The 25,449-nt window shown below is 38.6% G+C and carries 21 protein-coding genes; 9 read left to right on the top strand and 12 right to left on the bottom strand.

Translation table 11 applies throughout. The features are described from left to right. The first annotated feature begins 718 nt into the window (after nt 1–718). Genes PLE33_07920 through PLE33_07900 form a run of 5 tightly spaced genes read left to right on the top strand, consistent with a single transcriptional unit; the run spans nt 719 to nt 4,728 of the window. A complete protein-coding gene (locus tag PLE33_07920; GenBank protein ID HPS61172.1) occupies nt 719–1,810 on the top strand; it encodes a hypothetical protein in 1,092 nt (363 codons plus the stop codon). Beyond that, entirely contained in the window at nt 1,795–2,913 is a 1,119-nt protein-coding gene (locus PLE33_07915; GenBank protein ID HPS61171.1) for a hypothetical protein, read from the top strand. The genes PLE33_07920 and PLE33_07915 overlap by 16 nt, the downstream gene beginning before the upstream one ends. A 13-nt stretch (nt 2,914–2,926) precedes the next feature. Continuing rightward, on the top strand, nt 2,927–3,646 hold the full coding sequence (locus PLE33_07910) for a hypothetical protein (protein ID HPS61170.1): 720 nt from the start codon (nt 2,927–2,929) through the stop codon (nt 3,644–3,646). Further along, complete coding sequence (locus PLE33_07905; protein HPS61169.1) at nt 3,621–3,749, top strand: hypothetical protein; 129 nt, start codon at nt 3,621–3,623, stop codon at nt 3,747–3,749. Before PLE33_07910 ends, PLE33_07905 begins: the two co-directional genes overlap by 26 nt. Continuing rightward, on the top strand, nt 3,736–4,728 hold the full coding sequence (locus PLE33_07900) for an LPP20 family lipoprotein (GenBank protein HPS61168.1): 993 nt from the start codon (nt 3,736–3,738) through the stop codon (nt 4,726–4,728). Before PLE33_07905 ends, PLE33_07900 begins: the two co-directional genes overlap by 14 nt. 258 nt (nt 4,729–4,986) lie before the next feature. On the opposite strand, the gene PLE33_07895 is transcribed toward PLE33_07900, so the two are convergent. Then, on the bottom strand, nt 4,987–5,313 hold the full coding sequence (locus tag PLE33_07895; GenBank protein HPS61167.1) for a hypothetical protein: 327 nt from the start codon (nt 5,311–5,313) through the stop codon (nt 4,987–4,989). Between the two features lie 225 nt (nt 5,314–5,538). Between PLE33_07895 and PLE33_07890 the strand changes: the two genes are divergently transcribed. From PLE33_07890 to PLE33_07875, 4 genes are all read left to right on the top strand, one after another. Continuing rightward, the gene (locus PLE33_07890) at nt 5,539–6,765 is read left to right on the top strand and encodes a T9SS type A sorting domain-containing protein (protein ID HPS61166.1); all 1,227 of its coding nucleotides are present in this window, start codon (nt 5,539–5,541) and stop codon (nt 6,763–6,765) included. A gap of 191 nt (nt 6,766–6,956) precedes the next feature. After that, nucleotides 6,957–8,102 carry an acyl-CoA dehydrogenase family protein gene (locus tag PLE33_07885; GenBank protein ID HPS61165.1) on the top strand — a complete coding sequence of 382 codons (1,146 nt, stop codon included), beginning with the start codon at nt 6,957–6,959 and terminating at the stop codon, nt 8,100–8,102. Nucleotides 8,103–8,169: 67 nt separating this feature from the next. After that, nucleotides 8,170–8,736 (top strand): epoxyqueuosine reductase QueH, encoded by a 567-nt coding sequence (locus PLE33_07880; GenBank protein HPS61164.1) that lies wholly within the window; start codon nt 8,170–8,172, stop codon nt 8,734–8,736. Next, on the top strand, nt 8,699–9,628 hold the full coding sequence (locus tag PLE33_07875; protein ID HPS61163.1) for a deoxyhypusine synthase family protein: 930 nt from the start codon (nt 8,699–8,701) through the stop codon (nt 9,626–9,628). Before PLE33_07880 ends, PLE33_07875 begins: the two co-directional genes overlap by 38 nt. A 571-nt stretch (nt 9,629–10,199) precedes the next feature. On the opposite strand, the gene PLE33_07870 is transcribed toward PLE33_07875, so the two are convergent. From PLE33_07870 to PLE33_07820, 11 genes are all read right to left on the bottom strand, one after another. Next, nucleotides 10,200–10,694 carry a hypothetical protein gene (locus tag PLE33_07870; protein HPS61162.1) on the bottom strand — a complete coding sequence of 165 codons (495 nt, stop codon included), beginning with the start codon at nt 10,692–10,694 and terminating at the stop codon, nt 10,200–10,202. A gap of 460 nt (nt 10,695–11,154) precedes the next feature. Then, nucleotides 11,155–15,219 carry a hypothetical protein gene (locus PLE33_07865; GenBank protein ID HPS61161.1) on the bottom strand — a complete coding sequence of 1,355 codons (4,065 nt, stop codon included), beginning with the start codon at nt 15,217–15,219 and terminating at the stop codon, nt 11,155–11,157. A gap of 15 nt (nt 15,220–15,234) precedes the next feature. After that, a complete protein-coding gene (locus PLE33_07860) occupies nt 15,235–15,906 on the bottom strand; it encodes an ABC transporter ATP-binding protein (GenBank protein HPS61160.1) in 672 nt (223 codons plus the stop codon). 49 nt (nt 15,907–15,955) lie between these two features. Further along, complete coding sequence (locus PLE33_07855; protein ID HPS61159.1) at nt 15,956–17,179, bottom strand: ABC transporter permease; 1,224 nt, start codon at nt 17,177–17,179, stop codon at nt 15,956–15,958. Between the two features lie 65 nt (nt 17,180–17,244). Then, entirely contained in the window at nt 17,245–18,219 is a 975-nt protein-coding gene (locus PLE33_07850; GenBank protein ID HPS61158.1) for a glycosyltransferase family 2 protein, read from the bottom strand. 13 nt (nt 18,220–18,232) lie between these two features. Further along, on the bottom strand, nt 18,233–18,820 hold the full coding sequence (locus PLE33_07845) for a phosphatidate cytidylyltransferase (GenBank protein HPS61157.1): 588 nt from the start codon (nt 18,818–18,820) through the stop codon (nt 18,233–18,235). A 22-nt stretch (nt 18,821–18,842) separates the two neighbouring features. Then, nucleotides 18,843–20,405, bottom strand: coding sequence for a DHH family phosphoesterase (locus PLE33_07840; GenBank protein HPS61156.1), 1,563 nt, complete (start codon nt 20,403–20,405; stop codon nt 18,843–18,845). Continuing rightward, nucleotides 20,402–21,607 carry a hypothetical protein gene (locus PLE33_07835; GenBank protein HPS61155.1) on the bottom strand — a complete coding sequence of 402 codons (1,206 nt, stop codon included), beginning with the start codon at nt 21,605–21,607 and terminating at the stop codon, nt 20,402–20,404. Before PLE33_07835 ends, PLE33_07840 begins: the two co-directional genes overlap by 4 nt. A gap of 51 nt (nt 21,608–21,658) precedes the next feature. Then, complete coding sequence (locus tag PLE33_07830; protein HPS61154.1) at nt 21,659–22,459, bottom strand: TatD family hydrolase; 801 nt, start codon at nt 22,457–22,459, stop codon at nt 21,659–21,661. Nucleotides 22,460–22,714: 255 nt separating this feature from the next. After that, nucleotides 22,715–24,403 carry a hypothetical protein gene (locus PLE33_07825; protein HPS61153.1) on the bottom strand — a complete coding sequence of 563 codons (1,689 nt, stop codon included), beginning with the start codon at nt 24,401–24,403 and terminating at the stop codon, nt 22,715–22,717. Beyond that, nucleotides 24,376–25,347, bottom strand: coding sequence for an NAD-dependent epimerase/dehydratase family protein (locus PLE33_07820; GenBank protein ID HPS61152.1), 972 nt, complete (start codon nt 25,345–25,347; stop codon nt 24,376–24,378). The genes PLE33_07825 and PLE33_07820 overlap by 28 nt, the downstream gene beginning before the upstream one ends. Between the last annotated feature and the right edge of the window lie 102 nt (nt 25,348–25,449).

Below are 25,449 nucleotides of genomic sequence, written 5' to 3'. Positions count from 1 at the left end.
TCGGTTTAGAGTCAAAACAAACAGCTTGTTTTGACTTACAATTTTGCCACTGCCAACTCTGTATCCACAAACCATAAATTGTAAACACTTACAACCAGATTATTACTGGTCTTCAAACTTCAAAATTGTGAGTTAAAACAAGAATTCTGCGCACAGGCAACCTCGCTTTTCCAACCCCTCAAATTCTACAATTGTGAAAGAATGTCCTTTTTCACATTTTCAGAGTTAGGTTGGAATTGCTCAGAAATTGTTGTTTCGGAGCGAATTTTTGTTTTAACTCTAAACCGAGCTTCAGCTTTGTTAGTTAAAGGTAGAGAACAAAATTTCCTGTTACCTCTGCATCTCGTTGCAAACCACAGAAGAATCGGTTTAGAGTCAAAACGCTCACAGCTTTGACAGTTAAAAGCAGAGAATAAAATTTCCTGTTACCTCTGCATCTCGTTGCAAACCACAGAAGAATCGGTTTAGAGTCAAAACAAACAAGAACCTGTTTTTTTGCGTTATGCTGCGGATGAGATTCCCGTATCGTGCCCATATCGCGATATGGGAAAGATACGGGAGTCATATCGGAGGGATACTGAGAAAATTCCGGGATTTATTAGGAACGAAATACGGTCTGAATCTCATCAAAGTTCTTGACAGAAATAATAGTAAAAAGATTGTGAAAATATATGCTAACCAAAGGTCTATAACCTGAGCAAGGAGATATAAAAGATTGATGTGTAAACATATAGTTACAGCGTTCCTGTTGCTGTTGGCAACGAATTTACTATTTGCGGAACAATTAGTAAAATATGCCGGCTTTTGTTTTAGCGGAAATTATGCCGATATAGAAACAAATTATCCTTACACGCAACAAATGTTGCAGGATAATAAAGCAGGTCAGTCCTATCTGGATAAGCTGTTTTACGATTATTTTTCCGCCAATCCCGGCTTGGGTAATTTCTCTTTGGATATAGCTAATACCACGCAGGGAACTCTATCTCTGGCAATTGCTTTAAATAGGGAAGAGGTTGCTTTTGAATATTATGAAAAAGAAACCAAGGCAATTTATAATCTTGGTTGCACTGTTTTCATTATGGATTTTGCTGATTTCACCGTTTTACAATCCTATCCTATAACTGTTACTTATATAGATCTTTATAATGGCAAACCGGATAGGCAAACAATTGTTCAAACCCTTAAAAAACTTTATTCCGAGAATATTTTGCAGAAGCTGGATAGCAACCGCCGCAATATCTATCTTCGTTCTTCCGGTTCGCTCACGATTAAAGTTACCAATATCAATTTCAAGGAAGAAGCATTGCCCTATTTGGGTTCTTTTGGAACCAAGGCAAACCTGGAATCATACACGGCTCTTGTAGCTCAGCACTTAACAGAGGCATTGGCTTTCAAAATGAATTTAACCGTTCTGCCCTATTCACGCAGCAATTTATCCTATAAAATGTCACTATCCTTTTCCGATGCTAAAATGCAAAACTTTACTATACCGCCTTCCAGTTACGATATAGATGTGGATGTTTTGCGTTTTGTGAAAAAGCTGCATAAAGAAACACCTGCTGAAAGAGTTGACCTCTATGGGGTGGAACTGGAAATGCGAATTTACGATGCAGAATTTAATCAGGAATACTGGAAACAAATTATTCAAAATGGTGCTGCCAAACAAACCGTAAGCGGTCAGAGAATCGGTAATGAATTCTATAACTATAACGAAATTTTACTTTTAACGCTATCGGATAAAATTCCGGCAACGCTGAAAGAAGATAAAAAACTAATGAAGGGGATCTTAAAAAAATGCGCAAACTATTAACTATCATTCTGCTGGGCATTACTTTGCTGTTTTCCTATACTTATCTGGATGCAGCAATTAAAGTTAAAGTGAAAGGCACGGTTGAAACCAAAAGGAAAAAACCGAAACCGGAAGAAATTAAAACCGCTACCTATAACGCGAAGGTCTTAGCCATCAAGAAATATGCTTCCGAAAAAGACAGCCGTAGAAGAGAGCTAATCAACGAACTGCTGCCCGAAATTGAGAAAAATATAGATAACTATATTCTGGAAGTTAATGTCTTAAACAACGGGGAAAATGTTAATGGCGTTTGGGAACAACTGATGGAAGTTACCATTGATGATGTGCAATTAGACCTCTTAATCAATGAGAAAATGAAAGGTGTGATGGAAATGGCTAAGCCAACTTACTTAAGCTTTGTGTATGTAGCCAGAGAAGTGGCGGCTGTGGAAAGTCAGGGAAAAACGGTGAAAAAAGACCTTTCCGCCAAATCCGATGTTGCCGCTTCCGGTTCTGTTTCTACAAGCGGAGAAACTACTTCCGAGCTTTCCGATAGTGATAAACTTAGGGCAAGCAGTCAAGCCGATATCAGTGCCAGCAAAAAGAGCTCTACCAGCAAATCTGTAATGTATTCGGAATCAGTTACTAACGCGAGTGAAGGAATATCATACCGCATCTATAATCCCGGAGAAATTGATGCCAAAGTTACCGAGGTCTTTAATAAAGCCAATTTTGAAGTAGTGCCAACTTATGAAGTGGGGATTCTACCCGAAAAATTTGCCTACGATTTTGCCGCTTTAAATGAAGTTTCTTCATCTACTCAAAAAGAGGCAACGGATATAGCGCGCGAAGCTGGTTTGGACTTTTTGGCAGTAGCTATGCTGGATGTGGGCAGAGAAGAAATTGATCCTGTTACGGGTGGCAGTAAGGTATATGTAAAAGTAAACGGTTATATTTTAGACCTGCGCAAAAAATTCGCTGTAAAAATTTGCAGTGCAGGACCTTATCAATTCAGCGGGGTGGGTTCAAATCCGACCGTAGCTAAAACGAATGCTTTAATTGAAGCGGCAAAAAATGCCTCTCAGGATTTGGTTGACCAATTACGCGTAAAGCTTGGAAGCTAAACTAAAGAATTTAATGAGAACCCTCCACCGGTTACTAATCTTAACCTGTATTTTTACGCTATTAATTAGCTGTTCAGGTCTTGAAGCCAAAAAGAAAAAGAAGGAAGAGGAAACAAAGCTTTTTCTGGATGATACTCAGCTGGATAATCCGGAATATTATAATAAACTGCCTTTGCTTTCTCTGGAATCCTTTGCAGGGGCACTGTTAATGCCGAAGACGACTAATTTTAAGATTATTAACCTGAACTATAAACTGGCAAAAGGGGAATCTAAAATAGCGGAAGAAATGGTAACTACCTCTTTAGGTATGCGTCAGGAATATGTGAAAGTGGAAGCGGAAGGTAAATCCCTGCTTTCGGGAAACCTGGAAGGTAGCGATGCTGAAATTTCGGAAACCCTGAAAGCCAAATTGGACGACCTGAAAACAAATAAAGCTCAATTAAGCGAATCGCAAAAGGTCTATTTTTTAAGCGGCTTCATTTATCTTGCCAGCTCCATTGTGCGGGGAAAAACCATTCTGGAAAGTTCCAGGATGTTTATAAATGAAGCTAAAAACGCTAAAGGAATAGATGCCGTTATGTATGTTAAAGATATTCCTTATGCTACGAATGTGGTATTAGGGCTTCCTGTTTTGCTTTCTAATCAATTGAGAACTATTAGCGATTTTATTGCTATTGCCAGAACTCAAAATATTGATATTCCGAAAGATGTTACCGATAATTTATTCCAGTGAAACACAGGATTCGGCTTATGTGCAAAATAACCATTTTCTTGCAGGAGAGGGAATTAAAACTCTGCCTGCTTCAGGTAAACGGATAAACTATGAGACCACCTAAAAAAATCGTCTTGTCGGTTACTTTTCTCTTAATGATAGTTTCTTGTTTATGCGCAGGAAAGAAAAGACCGGAATGGATTGCTCAGCCCTATTCACTATACCCTGCAAACCGTTATCTTTGCGGATTGGGAATGGCAAAAGAACTTAATAACGCACAAAATGAGGCACTGAAAAATATTGCCGGCTTCTTTGAAACTCGCGTTATTGCCGTTACAAAAACTATGGAAAGCGAAAAAAGCTCCTTATCAGGTTCCCAAACAAGCAGCGAAACCTCTTCTTCCATTAAGGCAATTGCGGAAGGGACTATAAAATATACCCAAATAAAAGAAACCTGGCAAGACCCTAAAACTAAAACTTACTATGCCTTAGCTGTGATGGATAAAATCGCCGTGCAGAACATATACCGAAATGAAATTGACGACTGCGAGGAATTTATTGAAAACTGCCTGGGAAAGAATGATAATCCCCTCATTCGCTATGCCGGAATTTTGAGCGCTATTGATAAACTGCAACAAACACAAGATGCTTATACTTATTATAATGCCTTGGCAAGCGATTCCGGCACTCTTTTAAAGCCGTTTCATAGCTTGCAGGAACTTATGGAATTAAGAACTTCTATGGCTCGTGATATTCCCTTGCAGATTAGAGTTACCGGCGATTCTTCAGGCATTTTGGACGCCTCGCTGAAAAATGTTATAAACCAAATGGGCTTGCAGGAAAAAGATAACTCTGAATACCAAATTGTCGCTGTAGTGCATCCCGAGCCGTCTAAAACCCTGGGACAACAATTTTTCCAACCTCTCCGCCTTAATATTTCTTTCAATTATGGAGAAAAAAACCTCTTTGCCTTTGTGGATAAAACGGAACAAGGTGGTTCCACTATTGAGGAAGCTACTTCTCGGGCTTTAAAAGTTCTTTCCCAAAATATAGAAAACAAATTCCGCAAGGACTTTATCCAATATTTCCTCAATTTACAATAAAAGTGTAGTCGGAGGACACTGTTCCTCCGCATTTTCCCGGAGGGTTGACCTCCTGGTCAACCCACTTCTTATGCCTTTTTCCTTTTCCCGGAGGGTTGACCTCCTGGTCAACCTACCCTTTTCCCGGAGGGTTGACCTCCTCGTCAACCACCCTTTTTCCCCGGAGGGTTGACCTCCTGGTCAACCCAACTCTTACGCCTTATTTATTTTTTCTTTTAACCGTGTTCAAATCCCGACCATCCGTTCTAAATGTTCTTTTTACTTGGTTTTTTTTAACTTATCAGCTTCCAGGGTATGTGTCTTCAGCCATTCTTTAAATTCCCGCACAGCATCAGGCATTTTATGTTGCAAAATATAGTCATCTATCTCCTTCACTTCCTTTATCTGTTCGTCACTTAAAAGCCCTCTTTCGTATGCCTGCTGAATATACACATCCCTGTAATCAATGGCATCATATACCTCAAATAAAGAAGCATCATATTCCTCTGTTACATAATCAAATAATATCCCATAAAATCCGATTGCCACTTCTTCTATAATGGCTTTCAGCTCTTCATCAGGCACTATTTCATCTCTACTATCCATTCTTTTCCTCTATTTTATAAAAAATCATTCCTTGCCATAAACTGCAAGTTATTACTTTTTAGCTAATTCGCATATTATAGCGATGTCAAATTATAGGGGATGCCGTCAAGTAAAAACTGGGAAAAATATAGATTGGGATTTGACACAAAAGCAGATTATTTTATATTGGTTCACGGGTTGCCGTATTTTTTAGAAGACCCTTTATTTTAATGATATGAGGATATGATGAAAAAGTTCTTATTAATTCTTCTACTCCCTGTAATCTGTGTTGCCTTTCTGCAAGCAGATTATATTTATGTGGTAAATTCCGAATCCCGCACCCTTAGCAGAATTGATACTGAAGCAGGAACTGTGATTAACAATTTTACGCAATTAGGGTTAACTCCGAATATGCTGAAAGTGAATAATGATTATATTTATGTGGTTCTTTCCGGAGCTAACAGCATTCAGATGATAGATAGAAATAGTGGAACAACTATCCGTAATATTTTTATTGCCTCCAGTTCCAATCCCTGGGATGTAGTAGAGAATAATGGTTATCTGTATGTGAGCGGAATGTTTACCAATAAGGTCTATAAAATCAGTCAGGAAAGCTGGACTGTGGTAGATCAGATTACAGTTGGCACCGCCCCGGAAGGTTTGGAGGTCTGTAATGGAAAATTATATGTATGTAATACAGGTGGCTATGCCAGTGGTTATGCCAATAGCAGCGTTTCTGTAATTGATCTGAATTCTTTCAGTGTAATAAAAACCATTCCTGTGTGGACGAATCCTCAGGATTTATATGTTTTTAACTCTCAACTGCATATTGTTTGCACCGGTAATTGGAGTTCCATTTCCGGAGCTGTGGATATTATTGATTCCGTAACCGATGAACGCATAGACCGTCTTACAATTGGAGGCAACCCTTGGAGTGTGTGGATTAGCCCACAAGGAATTGCTTATTTGGGAGAGGGATATAACAGCGGAGTATATTCTTATAATGCTTCCACCCTGGAGATTTTGAATAACAGCAATAATCCTTTAACTCCTGGAGGGATAATGATAAGCGGTTCAAATGACTGTGTTGCTGTTCTTTATACTCCCTGGAGTCAAAATGGAACTGTATATTTAAGGAATAATAACTGGCAGCCAGTTTCCCAATGGACGGTTGCTTTAACCCCAACCGATATTTGTTATTATAGCAATGAAACTCCTGTTTCCGATGAGGAATTGCCTTTGCCCCAAATATCATTGTATCCTAATCCGGTAAATAAGGATGGTATCCTCAATTTCAAAACAGATAATGCTTACTTCGGAGAACTGGAAGTTTATAATTTGCGGGGACAGAAAGTGTTACAAGTTCCTGTTCAAAGAGGGGAAAAAAGTATAAACCTTGAAGGAAAAGGAATAGGAAGCGGGTTATATTTCTACCGTAGCGGAAAAGCAAAAGGGAAGATTATAGTAAAATAGATAAAGCACACAGATTATTATTTGCCCAAAGAAGAAGAGAGGTGTCCATAATTTTAGCCCCCCACTTTTTTCAGGACGCCTCTGCTAATGTTGAACTGTAATTTAGGAAGGAAAAAATAGATTGACAGTTTCAGCGAATTTTTGCCTAATGTAATAATATATAATACATAGAATAATATAGGAGTTACATAATGAACTACTTTTTAACTGAAGAACAATTGGAAATGCAGGAAATAGCGCGCCGGATTGCAGAAGAAAAAATAAGACCTGTTTCTGAAAAGTATGATGAAGAGGGTATTTTCCCCTGGGATATTGTAGAAGTGATGAAACAAAGCGATCTTTTCGCTATTTTAATTCCGGAAGAATATGGCGGGATAAGTGGCAAAGTTGCTGATTTGGCAGTAGTTACAGAAGAGCTTTGTGCTGTGGATGCCGGAATTTCTTTAGCATTTGGAGCAACCGGTTTAGGGATGTATCCTATTTTAATTGCCGGAAGTGAGGAGCAGAAACAGAAATATCTGGCACAAATTGCAGCCGGAGAAAAACTTGCTGCTTTTGCTTTAACAGAGGCAAATGCTGGTAGTGATGCAGGTGCGATTGAAACCACTGCCAAAAAGGAAGGCGATTATTATCTTTTAAATGGCACAAAACAATGGATAACTAATGGGGGAGAAGCAGGAATTTACTGTGTTTTTGCGATGACGGATAAAACCAAAGGAGCGCGTGGTTGTTCCTGCTTTTTAGTGGAAAAAGGCACTCCCGGTTTTAATTTTGGTAAAAAAGAAAACAAAATGGGTATTCGTGCCTCCGCTACCAGAGAGCTGATTTTTGAGGACTGTAAAGTTCCGGCAGATAATTTGATTGGGCGAGAAGGGACAGGTTTTATCACTGCGATGAAGGTTTTTGATAAATCGCGTCCAATGGTTGGGTCTCAATCCGTAGGGATTGCTCGCGGAGCTTTTGAAGCAGCAATAAAATATTCCAAAGAAAGACAGCAGTTTGGCAAACCCATTTCCAGTTTTCAGGGAATTCAGTTTATGTTGGCAGATATGGCAACTCAAATTGAAGCGGCAAGGGCTTTAGTGATGCAAACAGCAAGAATGATTGATAGCGGAGCCAGAAATTACTCCAAAGAAAGCGCTATGTGCAAATATTTTGCTTCCGATGTAGCAATGAAGGTTACTACCGATGCGGTGCAAATTTTAGGCGGATATGGATATATGAAAGAATATCCCGTGGAAAAGATGATGCGCGATGCCAAGATTTTGCAAATATATGAAGGCACCAATCAAATTCAGAGAAATATTGTTGCCGCTAATCTGTTGAAGGAATACTGATAAAATGAAGCTGTTAAAGCAGGGAAAAGAGAACTGCTGTTAAATTTGCAGAGGGATTTAGTTCATTATGCTAAAACCGAAACTTTTACTGCATTGCTGTTGTGCACCCTGTTTGATAGCTCCATACTATAAGCTGAGAGCTGAAGGCAAAGAGCTAAGTTTATTTTGGTTTAACCCTAATATTCATCCGCTTTTGGAATATCAAAAAAGGCGTGAGACCTTGCGGGAATTTGCTGCTAAAGAAAATATAGACCTGATTGAACAGGATGAATACGGTCTGGTGAATTTCTTGCAGGCAACGCTGAAAGATATTGAAAATCGCTGTTCATATTGCTACGAAAGCCGTTTGAATGCTGTTGCCCAAAAAGCGAAAGAACTTGGTTACGAAGCTTTTAGCACTACACTGCTTTACAGTAAATACCAAAAACACGAACTGATTGTGGATATTGCATTAAAAATGAGCGCTAAATACGGTATTGAATTTTACTATGAGGACTGGAGACCCTTGTGGTGGGAGGGTAGAAGATTAGCAAAAGAAGCTGGATTTTATCGTCAACAATACTGTGGTTGTATATTTAGTGAAGAGGAACGCTACCGTGAGCAAATACAAAGAAATAGACCTGCAGAAAATTAAGACCTATCCTATTGACCAACGCTATAGCAAAGTAAATAAAAATGCCTTTGCCCAAAAGGGAAAAGTAAGGGTTTCGGAGTTTCTGAATTGCCTTCCCGATATCCTTGCTGCTAAGAACCTGAAAGAACTTATTGCTACTTGTAAAAAAGCCAAAGCAAACCAAAAGCCGATTATAATTGGATTGGGGGGGCATATTATCAAATGCGGTTTAGCTCCTTTGTTGATTGAAATGATGGAAGAAGGTTTTGTTTCGGCATTTGTATGTAACGGTGCCGTAGTAATTCATGATTATGAAATTGCCTGCTTTGGCAAGACCTCGGAAGATGTATCTGTTGCGTTAGCAGATGGCTCTTTTGGAATGGCAGAAGAGACCGCAAAAGGTATTAACAATGCTATTAATAAGGGTTTCAATGAGGGCTTGGGTTTAGGAGAAGCAATTGGCAAAGAACTTTCCACAAAGGCAGAAAATAAAGAACTTTCTTTGCTTGCTTCCGCTTACCGCTTAGAAATTCCTGTTTGTGTGCAAGTTGCTATCGGAACAGATATCATTCATCAAAGTCCTTATGCAGAAGGAAAGGCAATTGGTGATTGCTCAATGCGGGATTTTCGGATTTTTGCAGAAATGGTTTCTAAACTGAATGGGGGAGGGGTGTTTCTGAATTTGGGTTCGGCAGTGATTGTTCCGGAGGTCTTTTTGAAGGCGTTAACAATTGCCAGAAATATCTATGGCGAAGTTCAGAATTTTACTACTGCTGTGTTTGATTTTAATGTGCACTATAGAGCGAAGGTTAATGTAGCAGAAAGACCTGTTGAAAACGGAGGGAAAGGTTATTATTTTGTAGGACATAACGAAATAATGGTACCGCTGTTGATAAAAGGAATTTTGGAATAACAAGCAGAGTTTTGAAGATAATCATAGGCCTGACGACTTGTTTCACGCAGATTACGCTGATAGGATTTTAGAAACGAGGATTTTTGAAACAAGGATTTCAGGATTTTAGGATTTAAAGGATTTAATAGGTGTGGGATGAACAGGATGGGAAGGATTGAAGGGATTTAATAGGTCTGGGATAATTTGTGTAGCCAGCGGCGCCGTTCTTTGTACCGGCGGACGCCGTTCCGCCGTTTTTTATTCGGCGCTACAGCGAGCGCCGGTACAAAAAACCCCTCGGAAAATACAAGCTCTGTTTCTTTTTTTCTCTCTTTTTGCCTTGTCTGCACCTAAAAATAACTGGGTAAGAACTAACCGATGAGGACATCGTTTTTCCGGAAAAAATTGCGGTAACGAGACACCAGTGTTTCCAATAAACGATGAGGACATCGTTTTTCCGGAAAAATTGCGGTAACAAAACACCAGTATTACCACTAAGGGTACAAATAAATCCTAGCTCTATTTCTGCCCTCAAATTATATTATTTAGAAATATAGGTTTCGCTTGTTAGCTCGTTAACTTCTTAATCCGTTTATTCTTGTGGCAGCCATTCATCCTTTACGGTAGGTTTTTTATCCGGTTTCGGGTCTTCTACAGTGTAGCTTCTATCGGAGAGATTAAAAATAACTTTGATTCCTTCTTTTCCGAAAGAGGGTTGCGAAATTGCTGTAACGGTTTTACTGTCGTAATTGTATTCAAACTTAAAATCATTATTACTAACATTACCCAGGTTCAGTTCTTCTAAAGTGATGGGATAATCACCAAATTCATCAGCTTTGCGGTAACTTTCCATAGCTGCTATTATTTTTTCAAAATTGGGGATTATGCTCTCAAATTTGTTTTGTGCTATTGCCTCATTGGCTTTATCAATTTGGAGTTGTTTCATTCCAAAGTAAAAAACAAATACCAAACCCACCAGCATTAAAATCATAATCAATTCCACAAGAGAAACTCTGGTGGAAAAATCAGCCATTTCAGGGGCTTTTTTGGTTTTTACAGCACTTTCTTTTTTAACTGTATCTGGCATTATCTCCTCCCGGGACATAATCATTTTTTCCTTTATTTTTGAACCTTGCTTTTTTGTCAAAGGAAAATAGTGCAAGCACCAAGGATACTTTAGAACAAGAGAATAAAAGAACCAGGAGGAATACCATAAAATGACGAAAATATGGTCTGAACGCTAAGTTCAGTAAAAATTAGGAGAGTAAAAGATACTTTACCCGAAAGTCCCTTAGTAAGAAAACCTTACTTATAACATTGCCTTGCAGATATGTCTAACTTCTTGTTGCCTGGTCACTTCTTTAACGCCTCTTTAACGATTCTTTAACGATACCTTAACTTTGTTAAGGAGTCGTTAAAGGAGGTTTAAAGAAGCATAATTGATTCAACTTGGCAGGGAATAATACGCTGGGGAAAAAAAGGTAACGGTTTCGCTTATTACAAATTAACTTATTGCAAGCTAAAGTATAAAATCAATTGTTCAGTGATTATAGTCCCCAAAAACGGAATGATTTGGACAACATTATTTCGTGGCTGGTTTTTTTCTCTTGAGCTTCATACTTTAAAGTATAGGCAACCCGGTAATTACGAGGTAAAATAATCCGGTAAGAGACCTCATTAGAAACCAGAATTCGGGTGCGTTTCTGCAGGTTTGTTGCCTCCTGCAATTCCAGAGTATAATCCAGAAACATACTGCTGCCCAGGTATTTACTCATAGAAATTGAAAGGTTATTAAGAAGAATGGAAGAGCTGAATTTGGCAATATCAGAACTGAGCTGATTCATATCTGTATATTCAGCAAATTGTTGCGGGTTGTTGGCATACTGAGTATAGAGATTTTGGATAAAACCTGCGTTGATAGTGAAGCTATCCAGATGGAGGGTTCTGCGGATATAATTTTCAATGGGAGAAAAGATTGGAGTGAACAAAGAAGCATCCAAATTACCTGAGATTAAGTTTACTGCCTCATCCTGCAATATTTCACCCTGGGTCTGATCGGGGGTATCGGAACCTGTATAATGCAGGCGTGCAAGAATTTGGCTGATAGTTTTATCCTCAGGATTATCGCTGGTTAAGTTTAATTGCAAGCGTTCCATAAAACTCTTTGTATAATCGGAAGAAGTGATGGCGGAAAGAGTTATCATAGAACCATCAGGGGCTCGTTTATAAAAAATACCTTCCAGTCCTAATAAATCCTGGGAATCAACTAAGGTCAGGTTTACTTTTTCCACCTGGAAAACAGTGCCGAAAATATCTACTGTTCCTTGTTCGGAAGCAAACGACGCTTCTTTAACGATGAAAGCCAAACCATCGTAAGCCAGATGCAAAAATCCATCTGGAACAATTCGTAGATCAGCAGGATAGGTTACATATTTAACATTTTCCCCTACAATAAGTTTTACATCCAGAATAAAAGGTAAGGGATTGGACTCGGATTTATTTTTTTTCCCCGAAATGCGCACTGAGGAAGCTAAATTGAGCAAGTTTTCGGTATCGGGAGGATAAAGAACATTGGTATTGGAAGCTACTGCTTCACCGCTGATTTTTATTTGGTCAAAAGGACCTCGGATAGTAGCATAACGGCTATTTTGTCCGCGCAAAATAACTTTGGTTAGAGAACGGGGAGTTGTATATTTGGGAATATTAATAAGAATTCCGGGTTCTTCACACATTGCTCTGAAGATACCTAAATCCAGAAATCCCAGCATAAAATGGTCACTATTATCTACTTCAAAGATGTTATTAAAGATAAGTTTCCCTTCTCCCATTTGCACTTGTCCATAATCAATCACAACTCTATTTTTGTCAAATCCGCCTCTAATATTGATGTTGGAAAGGGGTTCTGTTTGGTCTTTTAGGCGAATAAATCCATTGCTGATGTTAATTTTTCCTCCGGAAACCAGAAACTGGTCTTCGTTGGTGCCAATATTTACACTTAAAGAGGATTTTCCCTTTGCTTCCAGAATATAAGAAGTAAGGTTTTTCAGCCAGGTAAACAGTTCTCCTTCAACATTCAGGTTTAAATGTTCATTGCCCGGGAAGAATTCATTATTCAGCGCATTATAACTAATTGCTCCGGAACCGGATAGTTCAGCAAGACCGGTTGACTGAACTAATAAACTATCTACAAATAACATACGAGGTGTTTGTTTACCCCGGATAATAATTTTATCTATGGAATAATTATGATAGACAAGGTGTTCCGAGTTTAGATCAGCTCTTAGTTCCAGTTCCGATTTCTGGGTTTCAGCTTTATGAAATGTAATTCCGGCAGCTCCATTCAGAATAGCGCTAACAGGTGAATTGACTATAACATTTTGCAAAGCGAGGTCTGTAAAAAAGGCATCCAGGTTTACATCCAGCTCCGGTAAAATGCCGATGCTTCCTGCTAAATCCATAATTTTTGCATTGGAACTACGAATATTTCCTGTAACTTTTATATCTTCAACAGGACCGGCTAATCCTAAAACAAGAGAAAAAGGAGTTACAGCTAAAAGGTCTATAGATGCTAAAGAGATGTTTGCTTTCACACTTTGCAGATGATCACGATTATATTCGGCAAACACATTCAATCCGTTAAATTCCGGCAGATTAATATCCAGCTGAGGATAGTAGCGAACAATATCCAAATAGTTAATATCTTTCAGGTTGAGGGCAAAATTCATATCCTGATAGTTGGCAAGATTCATTTCTCCACTGCAACTTAGCATATCGTTAAACTTCAAACCCTGTAAAGAGATACGGTTATCTTTCAAGAAAGCTGCCAGTTCAAGATTTAAGGGCTGATTATTCATCAAGCCGTCTTTGCTGATTAGATGTAAAGCTGCTTCTTTGTTTTTATAGTTAAAATTGCACAAGGCATCCAAAGTAGTATTTACAGGTACCGGTTTATCCAGTTTTACCCCCAAAAGGGTCTGTAAAACGATATTCTCACCTGTTATCACAGCTTTCAGGTCTCCATCCAAATAGGGATTTAATTCTATAACCCGGGGATGAGAATAGATATCTGCAATGGCTATGCTGTCAAATTTTGCGTCAACTAAAATATTACGATCAAGGACATCACCTATAGCTTTAATTTCATAACCGTTATTGCTTGCTATACTGGCATCTATATATAAATTATCAGCATCAGGAAGAGGTAATAATTTAACTTTGCCGGTAACACCTGCCAAATTGATAAGATTGTAATTAACATAAAGCTGATTGATGTCTGCATCTATATAAGGGTATTTTCCCCATAATTCCAAAGATAAATCCAAATTGGCATCAACCAGATAGGATTGGGCTTTTCTATTCACAGGATTTGTTTCCAGATGAGCAATTAGCGCTTGAGAAAATGGATTTAAGGTTCCTGTGCAGGAAATTATTTGATTAGCAAAAACGAGTTCGGACATAGAGAATTGAAGGGCGTCATTTTGATAACTGCCGTTTAAATCAAGATTGCTGATAGCATAAGCTTTATATCTTGCCTCAGAAGAAGTTATGTTTAATTCCAGTTCCGGGTGGTCAATAGTCCCCTCGCCTGTAATTTTAGCATTAACAAAGCCCTTAAGGTCTTTATTCAACATTCCCAAATCTATATTGGCAGCGATGTTGGCAGTGTTAAATTTCATTTTACGGCTTAAATTGCTGATATTAACCTCTGCTTCTATATCGCTGCTGCCAAAATTACTGCGGGAAAGAGATAAACTTAAGTTATTGCCATCTGATTTAACCCAAAGATAAGGAATTAGCACAGGATAATTATTGGCAAACAGCATTTCTGTTCCCCAAATTTGTGCTTCGGCATTGTATTTAAGCGGTGCTTTTAAAGTATCTTGTTGTAACGATGCAACCAGCGAAATTTCGGTTTGGACTCTTTGCAAATCCGGATGCGAAATATAATTAGGTTTAAAAGATGTAATTTCTGCTTTTACCTCTGCCAACCGTCCTTTATCCAATAACCCTTTAGCAGATAGTTTTCCGCCTTTTGCTGTGAGGGCATTGATAGTAACATTGGAAACGGATTTATTCTGCACAGAAAGGTTTATCCCCTTAAGTGTTTCGGAGATATTTAATTCGCCTTCCTGCAAAATCTTAACTGGAAGAGCAGCAGAAATTACCGCAGTTCCATCGCTTAGTTGCAAATGCTTAAAATATTTGGCAAAATCGGGCAGGAGTAGTGGCTTTTTTGCTTCAGGTGGTTTAGGTTTATACTTATAGTTATAATGCACAAGGGGTTGATAAATTTCAATTTCACTGATTAGCTTATCGGTTTTAAAACCGTAAAAAATATAACGCGTAAGGTTATATTGAACACTTAAGCGATTAACATTAACGCTGGTAGTGCTATCTGCAGAAGTAAAGCAAATATCTTTTGCCAATAACTGACGGTCACTAATATGCAAATCGCCAATAGTAACTTCGCCGTTAACTAATTTGCCTATATATCTGGCTACATAATTTTTAAAAGTATTGCGCAAGCCAAAAGCATACCAGGCAAGAAAATAGCTGGTATTGATCAATAACAGAATCAGCACAAAAATCAGAAACTTTTTTGCTTTGGGCATAGCGATATATCCAGTTTATTTCTTTTCCAGTTTTCCTGCGTTCAAATTATAGGTTACTTGAGCTCTGGCAGCATTAGCAACATCGTGAGTAACAATTACAAAGGTCTGTCCTCGTTCTTGATTGAGCTTTATAATCATATTCCAGACCTCATTACTATGCTCAGGATCAAGATTGCCCGTTGGCTCATCTGCCAGAACTATTTTGGGGTTGTTGATTAAAGCTCTGGCAAGAGCAACGCGTTGTTGTTCTCCTCCGCTTAATTGATTGGGATAGTGTGTGATGCGTTCTGCCAAATCAAGTCCTTTTAGAAGAGCAGCTGCCTTTTTAATAGCCCGGGAAGAACTTACACCGGAAATAATCATCGGTAACGCTACATTTTCCTGAGCATTGAGGTCTTCAATCAAATAGTGAAACTGAAACACGAAGCCCAGTTCCAAATTGCGAATAGAAGCAGCTTCCGGTGTATTAGAGCCGATATATTTTCCACCAATCATAACCTGTCCCGAATCTGGAGAATCCAGCAAGCCCAAAAGGTGAAGAAGGGTACTTTTTCCGGAACCGGATTGTCCTGTAATACAAACCAGCTCAGTTTCCTGCACTTCCAAAGTTGCCTGGCGTAAAACATTCAGGGTTTGATTGCTGTCCATATAGCTTTTGCAAAGGTCATAGCCGGCTAAACAAATCATCATAATTTCCTTATAACATAATAAATAGGCATTTTAATAATATAATCGCTTAAGGATTGCGCAGCAATTCAATAATCTCCAGTTTATCTATTTGCTTTAAGGGAAAGTAGATGCAAATAAAAACAAGAGTAGCGGAAACCGCGAAAATAATTAATTGATTAAGAGGAACGATACTGGTATGTAAACTATCAATAAAATAAACATCCCCCTTCAAGCGATAGAAATTTTGTTTTTCTATTATAAAAGAAAGCAATGCTCCAAAGATTTGTCCCGCTATAATAGCCAGCAAAGAGGAAAGCCCTACTTGAAAACTGAGCACTCTTTTAATTGTGGAGGGCTTTGCGCCCAAAGTTTTAAGAACTGCAATCTGGTTTCTTTTATCCAGAATAATAGTAGCTACAGCTGAAATAACATTGATTCCGGCAATTAGAACCAAAAAGCAGAAGATAATAAAAATCAGCCATTTCTCCATAGCTACCAAATGCAATAAGCCCGCACTGAAGGTTTGCCAGGGATAAACAGAATATTCCGGTCCTGCAACCGTTTGAAGATGTTGGGCAATTTCAGCTGCTCTATCTATATCCTGTTCCTTCAAGCGTATTTCCAGTTTACTGAAACCTGTATAATCGTTAAGCATTTTTGCTGCATCGGAATAGTTTGTTAAGAGTAAAGAGCGGTCAGTTTCATAGAATCCGCTGCTATAAATTCCTGCTATCGGCAAATAGTATTCCGAAGGGAAAATTCCTAAAGCGGAGATATTATCTAAACGGGTGAAAACCACTTTTAGAGTATCGCCAATGTCTTTTCCCAATTCTTGTGCCAGGTATTTTCCAATAATAACTTCACCCGGAGCAGGAACTTTTTTCCCTTTTTGGATATATTTTGCCTGGGGAAAAGGGGTTTGGCTATTAAAATTGTAAGCATTCAAAGATGCACCCCGCACTTTTTCTTCTCCTGCTGTCATTACAGGATAACTAAGTAGCGGAGTTATTTGCAAAACTTCTTTCTGCTTGGCTATCTTAGCTGTTAAGAACTCGGTTTCGCTTACCGCAATGTTATGCAAATTTGCTTTAGTAACAGTAATATGCGGAAAAGCACCTAAAAGCACATCTCTCAATGTGCGTTCATAACCCTCAAACAAGTTCAAACCGGCAGTTAAAATCCCTACCGAAAGGATAATGCCTAAAATCATAAAGATGAAACTGAAGCGCAATATATTACGCTTGGGAGCTTTAAGATAGCGGGAAAGAAAAAAAGCAGATAGTTTATCCATAGCTTAGCAGTGACAATGTAAGATGGCGAGACGGGAAAATAATGTTCTCATCAATTCTTGTCCCTTTAATCTATCAAGGATTGACTTTCTTCCGGCAAAGGAAGGGAGGTTTCTATATTCAGACATTGAGCGATAGAAATAAGTGTTTTCTTGCCTTGTCGGAAGCGATTGACTATCAATTCTGATATCAAGCCCAGAGATATAAACTGCAAACCACCGATGATAAGTAAAATACCTAATAATAAGAGAGGACGGTTGGAAAGCGGTTGTCCGTAAAACAATTTGAGAACTGCCAGATAAATACCGATGATAATACCGATCAATGTAGATGCAACTCCAATACGACCAAAAAGGTATAAAGGACTTTTACTGTATTGCGTAATCATCTTCACCGTTAAAAGGTCAAAAAAACCTCTCAAGTAACGCTCTTTGCCATATTTGCTTTTTCCATATTTCCGCGGACGATGAGTCACGGCAATTTCTCCTACTTTATAGCCCAAAGAATGTGCTAAAACAGGGATATAACGATGCATTTCTCCATAGAGGGTTAATTCTTTTTCCAAAGGGTGGCGGTATGCCTTAAAACCGCAATTATAATCCTTTAGCTTCAAGCGGAAGGTCTTGGCTGTAACAAAATTGAAGAGTTTGGAAGGAAGCGTTTTATACAGAGGATCGTGGCGCTTGCGTTTCCAACCGGAAACCAAATCGTAGCCCTCATTTAATTTTTCTATAAAATGAGGAATTTCTATTGGATTATCCTGTAAGTCCCCGTCCAAAGTAAAAACAATCTCACCCGAGGCAATTGTGAAACCAAGCTGTAAAGCAGCAGCTTTACCAAAATTGCGTCTGAATTTTATTACTTTTACTTTTTCGTCCTTTGCAGCCATTTGTTGCATAACTCCAAAACTGTTGTCCGAAGAACCGTCATCAATAAAGATTATCTCATAATCGTAACTTACGCAGTTTTGTAAAATCTCGTCATATAGTTCGCTTAGGGAATCTTGTTCATTTAAAATCGGAATAATAAAGGATAATTTCATATTTACCTTATCTTTAAATAAAGATGCTCAGCAAGGTCATCACTAAAGCTGAAACAATCGGAATTTTGATGTTATCGTCTAAAGGAATGTTACAAAGTTCTGCTATGGTAGCGGATAAAGCGCCTAAAACAGCCAGCAGAGGATTACCCAGCCAAAATATGCCAAAAATGGCACAGCTGATAAAACAAGCCAAACTACCTTCCAAACTTTTATTACGGTTATTAAACCAGCGTTTACCGAAATTGATGCCTACCAAAGCAGCAAAAGTATCGCCTATCGTTAAAAAAGCCATAGCGCAAGAAGCAATCAACGGATTGAAAAAAGCAACGCAAATTACAGCGGAAAAGAGCATATAAGTAGCCCCTGTAAAATTTCTTAACTCGTGCTTTCTAAGTAAAATACCGAACACGCGATAGAAGGTTCTATGAAAGTCCTTTTGCCAGAAACGGTAAAATTCTATTACCAAGCTTAAGGAGAAAGCAATCAGCAACAGAGAAAAACCCCAGGCACGGTTAAAAGATAGCAGGTAACGATAGCCCAACGGGATAATCAAACTGCTGATATGAATTCCTTTTCTCAGGGTTTCGCCAAGTTCAATCAACTGCTAATGCCTCTTATTGAATTCATTCCTTAAAATGCGGCTGCCAGGATAAGACCTTAACCAAATTAGGTGTCTTCCATAAAACTACGGCATCGCCTTTTTCTTTAGAGGGAAGTTCTTTTCCGTTATTATCCAAGGAGATACAACTATTAATCTCGGCTTTGGATGTGTTCCGAATTAAAATGGTAGGTTCAGGATTCAGCTGTCCCCAAGGCAGCAAAATTTCCAGTTTTCTCCAGTTATCGTAGTTCAGGTCTGTTACTAATGCTTCGGCATCATAACTAATTTTAGCTGAATTATCAGGATAGTAGTTTTTCTGCAGGTAGTTATTGAAACATTCCAGAAAAGCGTCATAATGATTATAACTCATTGTAAAACCTGCCGCTTGACGATGACCGCCAAATTGCTTTAAATGCTTTTTGCAATGCGTGAAAGCACTCATTATGTTAAAATCTTCACTGCACCTGCCTTCGCAAACAGTATTGCCATTATGATTTTTCAAAATTAAAGTGGGAATGTGCAATTTATTGACAATATAGGTAGCTGCAGTTCCTAATAAAGGGTAGGGAATAACATCTTCATCATCGTAATAAACAAACCAGTTACCCACAAAATCGGTTGCCAAAGTATCCATAAATTTGAAAATCCGGTTCAATTCGCTTTCCCATTCATATTTCTGGTGTTCCAGTTCTTCAAATAGTTGAGCTTTGGCTTCTCCTGATTGTAAAAGGAAGCGCATTGCTGTATGCTGTCCATCGGCTTCTCTACCGTTAGCAATTAAATGAGCCGTATTATGCAGAAAATTGAATATATCCGTTTGAGTATTAAGGCGATTGTAGCTACGCAACAAGAAGTTAACTGTTTCATCCTGCATTTCGGCAAAATGTTCTAAAACATAACGGACTATTATTTTGTTTAATCCAATCATCGGAACTTTATCTGCTAAAGAACCAACTGCAGTCCAGAAGTAGTTTACGGGCTCAACAGGATGATTCCACAGACGGCTTAAATATCTGATTAACATTAAAACAACGCCTGCTCCTGCCAGTTGTTTGAAGGGATATTGACATTCCGGCAGCTGAGGATTCATAATTGTATATGCGGGTGGCAAAACATCCGGTTGCACGATATGATGATCTGTTATGATTACTTCGCAACCCATTGCATTTAGTTGGGTTACTCCATCGTAAGCGGCAATACCATTATCTACTGTAATAATTAAACGAATACCTTTTTCCCGAACAAAGTTTATAAAATCGCTTTGAATGCCATGAGGAAAGAGATTGCGATTGGGAATATAATAACAGTGTTTTTGATAACCGCAGGAAGTAAGAAAGTTATACAAAATAAAGGTGCTGGTTATCCCATCGGGATCATCATGACCAAAAATTACCAGGGGTTCGTTAGCATACAGGGCGGTGCGAATTCTGTTTTCCACCTTGTCAATATTGGCAAAAAGAGTTTCATCGGGAAGCAGATTAAGGTCTGTTATCAATGACTGAGCATCATATCCGCGTGCCTTAATTATTTGGGATATTAAATCGTTAGAAGAACATTGATTACTGCTTGCATCATCTTGTTTCATTCAACATCCTCTTTTTCAGGTATATAACGCGGAGAAGTTCTATCCACAGCTTTACTGATAATGTCAAAACCGGTGAAACCAATCATCAGCATCAACGAATTATCACTAAGCTTATTTTTAGCCAAATCACCTCTTTGCAGATATTGAAGACCAAGATCAATTCTATCCACCTCATTTTTTAAGGGAAGCGTTAAGCCACAGCTAATTGCTGTTTCATCTATATCATTGCCATCTTTATCACGAAAAGGCAGCTGACGCATTGAGCCGCCAATTCTAAGAGGCAACTTCACAAATATCTTTTTATGAATTTTAGTATCGGGTTCATAAGCTAATCCTATACCGGCTTTGTAACAATCTCTATAGCTATCGGAAATGGAGCTCCAGGGTTCAAAACTGATATCCGCAGCTATTTTAAATTGTTTTAATGGTTTAACGGTTGTGCTTACACAATACTGTTCTGAAAGCTTATACTCATAATCCTTGGCAGGTTCAGTATTGTGAATGCAGCTACGAATCAGTTCACCTTTCAGGTTTACGGGAGCACAGTAATGAGCGCCAATGCTGTATTTATCAAAGATTTTGATGGCTCCAATTGTAAAGCTGGGGTTCTTAAAATCCATCAACAGAGATTCCCGCGTATCAAAAGTAGAATAGTTTCCCGTCTGAGAAAAATAGCGCTTATCGTGGCCGAAATAGTAGTTGGCACTAATTCCCAGGTTAACATCTTTAAAGCTGTAACTATATATCAGATCGGCTTTATATAGATATTTGTCGCTGGTTTGCGATTCTACAGAGCCATCAGAAAGAGTTCTCTGATTGGTAGCTAATCCGGAAGCTAAGGAATTAAATTGAATTCCGAGCCGATGTCTATTTATCGGGATGCTGATGTTGAAATAGGGAAAATCCAAAGCATCATCCCTGTAACTGTGTTTCTCACCTTCCAAATCGGATTGGTATTTTGTATAACCCATCATCATTCCAGTAGAAAACAGAGTGTAGTTATTTCTATTGTGCATTGCGGGATTAGCGTAACCAGTATTAATGCGGAAAATATCACTTGCTCCGGTATCACCCATTCCCATACTGTAAATGTCTCTACCGTAATTTCGCACAGGAAAACCATAGAAAGCGAAAATGGAATTTCCCGCTTGCAGAGATATGGCTAATAGTATGCAACAGATAATGATAACTGTCTTTTTCATTATATATCCTTTAACTCTTAAATCATAACTATATACTTAATCAAAAGATAACTAAGCTTTCTTGTGTCCAGCTTTTTTATGTGATGCCTTCACAGGATCAGGAGGAATACGGAAAAAACGATAAGCATTGGCAAAAGAATGCTCGGCTACTTCATTGGGACTGATTTCTTTTACTTCGGCAATTTTTCCCACCACTAAAGGCAGGTATAAAGGAGAATTTCTTTTTCCTCTATGCGGATGGGGAGGCAGATAGGGACTATCCGTTTCTACCATAAATCTATCCAAAGGCACTAAACGAATAACATCATCCAGTTTGGAATTGGCATAAGTGATATTACCGGTAAAAGATATCATCCAACCCTCATCCAAGACCTGTTGAGCAAAGACAATATCACCGGTAAAACAATGAAAGACCGCCTCTTTCACACCGTTCTTTTTAAGAATATTAAAACATTCCTGGTGAGCATCTCTATCGTGAACAATTACCGGTAAATCATATTGCATCGCTAAATGTGCCTGATTATCAAAGACCTCACGCTGAACAGTAAAAGGGGATAAATTCCGAAAAAAATCCAATCCGATTTCTCCGATAGCCAAAACCTTTTTTTCCCGCGCCAGTTTTTTTACTACTTCCGCATCAAAATCCATTGCGTCGTGCGGGTGAAAACCAACTGTAGCAAATATATGCAAATGCTTTTTAGCCAGTTCTAAAGAGCTGAAAGCGGTTTCCTTATTGGAAGCGACATTGATGATATATTCAATCCCGCTGCTAAAACATTTACTGATAATGGTCTCTCTATCAGCATCAAAATCGGGATGATCCAGATGAGCGTGTGTTTCAAATATTCTCATTTTCCTATTAGTTAACCTCATTTATTGAATAAATTCAATACAAAATAAATAGTGCATTTTTGTCAAGCACATCAATGCCTCGGTTATTTTTTTTCCTGAAGACACTGAGAATAACCAGAATGCGGATAGGATGAAGAATTTACATTGCCGGCTGGATAAAAGAATCAAGAGAAACAGTATAACTTGCCATTTTACAAATAACTCCAGCACTCCAACACTCCTGCACTCCAGCACTTATGCACTCCCGCACTTTTTTTAATTCAAATACAACCACAAAACTTTGGCAAAAACCGAAACGGGAACAGGATAAGCTCCATATAGGGAAGAGGAATTTATATTTTTAAATCCGGCACGAATTTGAAAATAGCGGCTTATGTCAACTCCAGCCCAAACATCAAAAACCGTGGATGCTTCAATTAAAACAGGATTTACAGCATTAGCAGCATAGTATCCGGAGCTGCCGTAAAATCCACAACCTGCCACAATAGCGTTATTATATAATAAATGATATTTTATCTGTTGCACGCTTTGGAACCGGTATTCGGGATTTTCCGTTAAGTTATCATAATATTTGCTGATTATCCATTCAGGACGGGCATTAAATTCCCAGTTTTTCCAGGAAAAATCAGCATTCATAGTCAGACGCAGAAAGGGTTGTTGCTCTTTAACATTGAGCCAGGTACTATCCGCTTTTTGTTCAATGTCTTTAATTCCTAAGGAAACTAACGGCTTAAGAGGCAAAAAGTTACAACTGCAGTATAGAGATACTTGACGGCGCATAGCTATGTCAATCAAATCCAATTCCTCTGAGGCATTATAAATGTTTTTCACTTTTAGAGGAGAAGGGTCTTCTCCAAGCAAGCGGGAATAATTTGCACCCAAAGTAAAAGTCCTTGTAGAATAGCTGACATCGGAGAATAACCTGCCGCGTTTCCAGTTTAGCCAATCGCCTTTAAGGTCTATTTGTAAAGGGCTATTTATCCGGCAATAAAAAGCAAGTTTATCCTCATAAAATTCAGCGTTATAGAATCCGCTGAAGGCATTATCACCTTTATTCCAGCAGTGTTCATAAATTGCCTGATACTGCCAAAGATTAAAATTTTGAGCAGAGTTTAGTTGCATTCGGGTTGACTGGCGGTTATATTTTTCAGCAAAAACAGTGGCAGAGGCGGTTTCGGATTCCTGCAGCATTTTCAGTTTTAGCCAGGGTAAACCAACTGCTGCATAAAACTGCTGCAATTTATAAGCAATTTTGAAATTTGTCAGCTGCCAATAAACCGGCAGCAGTTCATTCATCGCAATATCTTTATTCCAGCTGGCATATTCGGTTTCCCAGCTGAATAATTTTCCGTTTCGGGAAAGACGATGTTTCATTGAGGTCTCGGCAGATATTATATCTGACCATAAACCGTTTTGGGATAGTAAATCACCCTGATATTCCAATTCCGAATAAGAAAATAGTTCATTTTTAGCAAAGTTAATTCGGGCATAATGATGATCGTAATCACCCAGAGCTGCATCCACAGAAGTAAGAACAGGAGCAAAAGGATAGGTTCTATTCGTAAAATTTACAGTTCCGCGATAGTCCTTAAAAGGATATAGCGAATTGAACGAAGCATAGTATAAAGCGGGGGAGAAAATACCGGAGAATGTCTCAAAACCGTTTCTTTCCGGCATCGCCAAATTATATCGTCCCAAATAAAAATAGCCGTTATGATATAAATCGCCGAGGTCTAACTGTAAAGGAGCAGAACTGAAAACCGATTCCTCCAGATCAATTCTGTTTGCTAAAATCCAATTTTCAATTTCCGTTTTATCTATTTGCTTGGAGCTGATTGCAGTCGTATCAGTTACGGATAAATTTTCGGAAGCCAATACTTCCTGAGCCCCTAAAGGCAGAATAAGAACCCCGAAAATTAAAGCCAACCCAAAGTGCGATAACAAGTTGCGGTCTCCTTTATATTTTTTGCCAAATTTGCTTCAGGTTGCCATCCTAATATGTTCCTGGCTTTACTAATATCAGCCAGCCAGCTATCTGCCAGAATTTCTTTCATCTTCTCTTTATTGGCAACCACTTCTTTATGGAAAAGATGCCCGTAGAGGTCTCCTGTGTAAAAAACAGCTTTGGCTAACTTTTCCGGAATCGTAATTTGCAGTGGATGTTTATTCAGGGCGTTGGCAATGGAAGTAAAAATATCGCTTTGTTTATAGACCTGTCCATCGGTAGCAAAAAAGGTTTGAAAATAAGCCGCGGGATTATGTAAACAAAGCTCAATAAAACTACATAATTCAGAAATATAAAGCATATTTAACAGCTTATCCCGATGCCCGATTTTGAAACTAAAACCTCTATCCACCATTTTAAAAAGCTGCAAAAAATCCTTATCACCACAACCGTATAGGGAACAGGGGCGAATAATAGTGTAATTTTTCCGGCACTTTTCCCTGAATGCCTGTTCTGCAGCCAATTTACTTTTTCCGTAAGAGGTTAAAGGTGCGCTCGGTTCATCTTCTTTTACAGGGATATTATTAACGCTGGGACGGGATGCTGCCTGGGAACTTAGATAAATTATTTGCAACTGCTCGGAAATTCTATTGACCGCTTCAATTACTTTTTCAGCTATTCCCAAATTAGTATTGAACATTTGTTCGGCATCAAGTGCCTTGGTTTTTCCCGCATTGTGAATTATTATATCTATACCGGTGAATGCAGAAAGAAGGGAAGGAACATCATTATAATCCACTCTTACGATATGTGCGTCACGCGGAATCAAGGCAGTGGAAGCATTGGCACGAATGATAGCTTTAACTTCATTAGCCGGAGAAATAAAGTGCTTAACTAAGTTACTACCTACAAATCCGTTAGCACCTGTAACTGCGATTTTCATTCCTTACCACTTGTTGCCTTAATCTATTTTCTGCCATAAAATAAAAATGGTGGGCGCTAAGGGACTCGAACCCCCGACCACATGCGTGTAAAGCATGTGCTC

This window comes from Candidatus Cloacimonas sp., from assembly GCA_035403355.1.
Lineage (GTDB): Bacteria > Cloacimonadota > Cloacimonadia > Cloacimonadales > Cloacimonadaceae > Cloacimonas.
The sequence above is the reverse complement of the archived record's forward strand: the minus strand, read 5'-3'. Positions and strand labels throughout refer to the sequence as shown.

What these genes read in the sequence shown, in the direction of transcription:
- PLE33_07920 (HPS61172.1), top strand. Translation starts at nt 719, where the DNA reads ATGTGTAAACATATAGTTACAGCGTTCCTGTTGCTGTTGGCAACGAAT.
- PLE33_07915 (HPS61171.1), top strand. Translation starts at nt 1,795, where the DNA reads ATGCGCAAACTATTAACTATCATTCTGCTGGGCATTACTTTGCTGTTT.
- PLE33_07910 (HPS61170.1), top strand. Translation starts at nt 2,927, where the DNA reads ATGAGAACCCTCCACCGGTTACTAATCTTAACCTGTATTTTTACGCTA.
- PLE33_07905 (HPS61169.1), top strand. Translation starts at nt 3,621, where the DNA reads ATGTTACCGATAATTTATTCCAGTGAAACACAGGATTCGGCTTATGTG.
- PLE33_07900 (HPS61168.1), top strand. Translation starts at nt 3,736, where the DNA reads ATGAGACCACCTAAAAAAATCGTCTTGTCGGTTACTTTTCTCTTAATG.
- PLE33_07895 (HPS61167.1), bottom strand. Translation starts at nt 5,313, where the DNA reads ATGGATAGTAGAGATGAAATAGTGCCTGATGAAGAGCTGAAAGCCATT.
- PLE33_07890 (HPS61166.1), top strand. Translation starts at nt 5,539, where the DNA reads ATGAAAAAGTTCTTATTAATTCTTCTACTCCCTGTAATCTGTGTTGCC.
- PLE33_07885 (HPS61165.1), top strand. Translation starts at nt 6,957, where the DNA reads ATGAACTACTTTTTAACTGAAGAACAATTGGAAATGCAGGAAATAGCG.
- PLE33_07880 (HPS61164.1), top strand. Translation starts at nt 8,170, where the DNA reads ATGCTAAAACCGAAACTTTTACTGCATTGCTGTTGTGCACCCTGTTTG.
- PLE33_07870 (HPS61162.1), bottom strand. Translation starts at nt 10,694, where the DNA reads ATGCCAGATACAGTTAAAAAAGAAAGTGCTGTAAAAACCAAAAAAGCC.
- PLE33_07865 (HPS61161.1), bottom strand. Translation starts at nt 15,219, where the DNA reads ATGCCCAAAGCAAAAAAGTTTCTGATTTTTGTGCTGATTCTGTTATTG.
- PLE33_07860 (HPS61160.1), bottom strand. Translation starts at nt 15,906, where the DNA reads ATGATTTGTTTAGCCGGCTATGACCTTTGCAAAAGCTATATGGACAGC.
- PLE33_07855 (HPS61159.1), bottom strand. Translation starts at nt 17,179, where the DNA reads ATGGATAAACTATCTGCTTTTTTTCTTTCCCGCTATCTTAAAGCTCCC.
- PLE33_07850 (HPS61158.1), bottom strand. Translation starts at nt 18,219, where the DNA reads ATGAAATTATCCTTTATTATTCCGATTTTAAATGAACAAGATTCCCTA.
- PLE33_07840 (HPS61156.1), bottom strand. Translation starts at nt 20,405, where the DNA reads ATGAAACAAGATGATGCAAGCAGTAATCAATGTTCTTCTAACGATTTA.
- PLE33_07835 (HPS61155.1), bottom strand. Translation starts at nt 21,607, where the DNA reads ATGAAAAAGACAGTTATCATTATCTGTTGCATACTATTAGCCATATCT.
- PLE33_07830 (HPS61154.1), bottom strand. Translation starts at nt 22,459, where the DNA reads ATGAGAATATTTGAAACACACGCTCATCTGGATCATCCCGATTTTGAT.
- PLE33_07820 (HPS61152.1), bottom strand. Translation starts at nt 25,347, where the DNA reads ATGAAAATCGCAGTTACAGGTGCTAACGGATTTGTAGGTAGTAACTTA.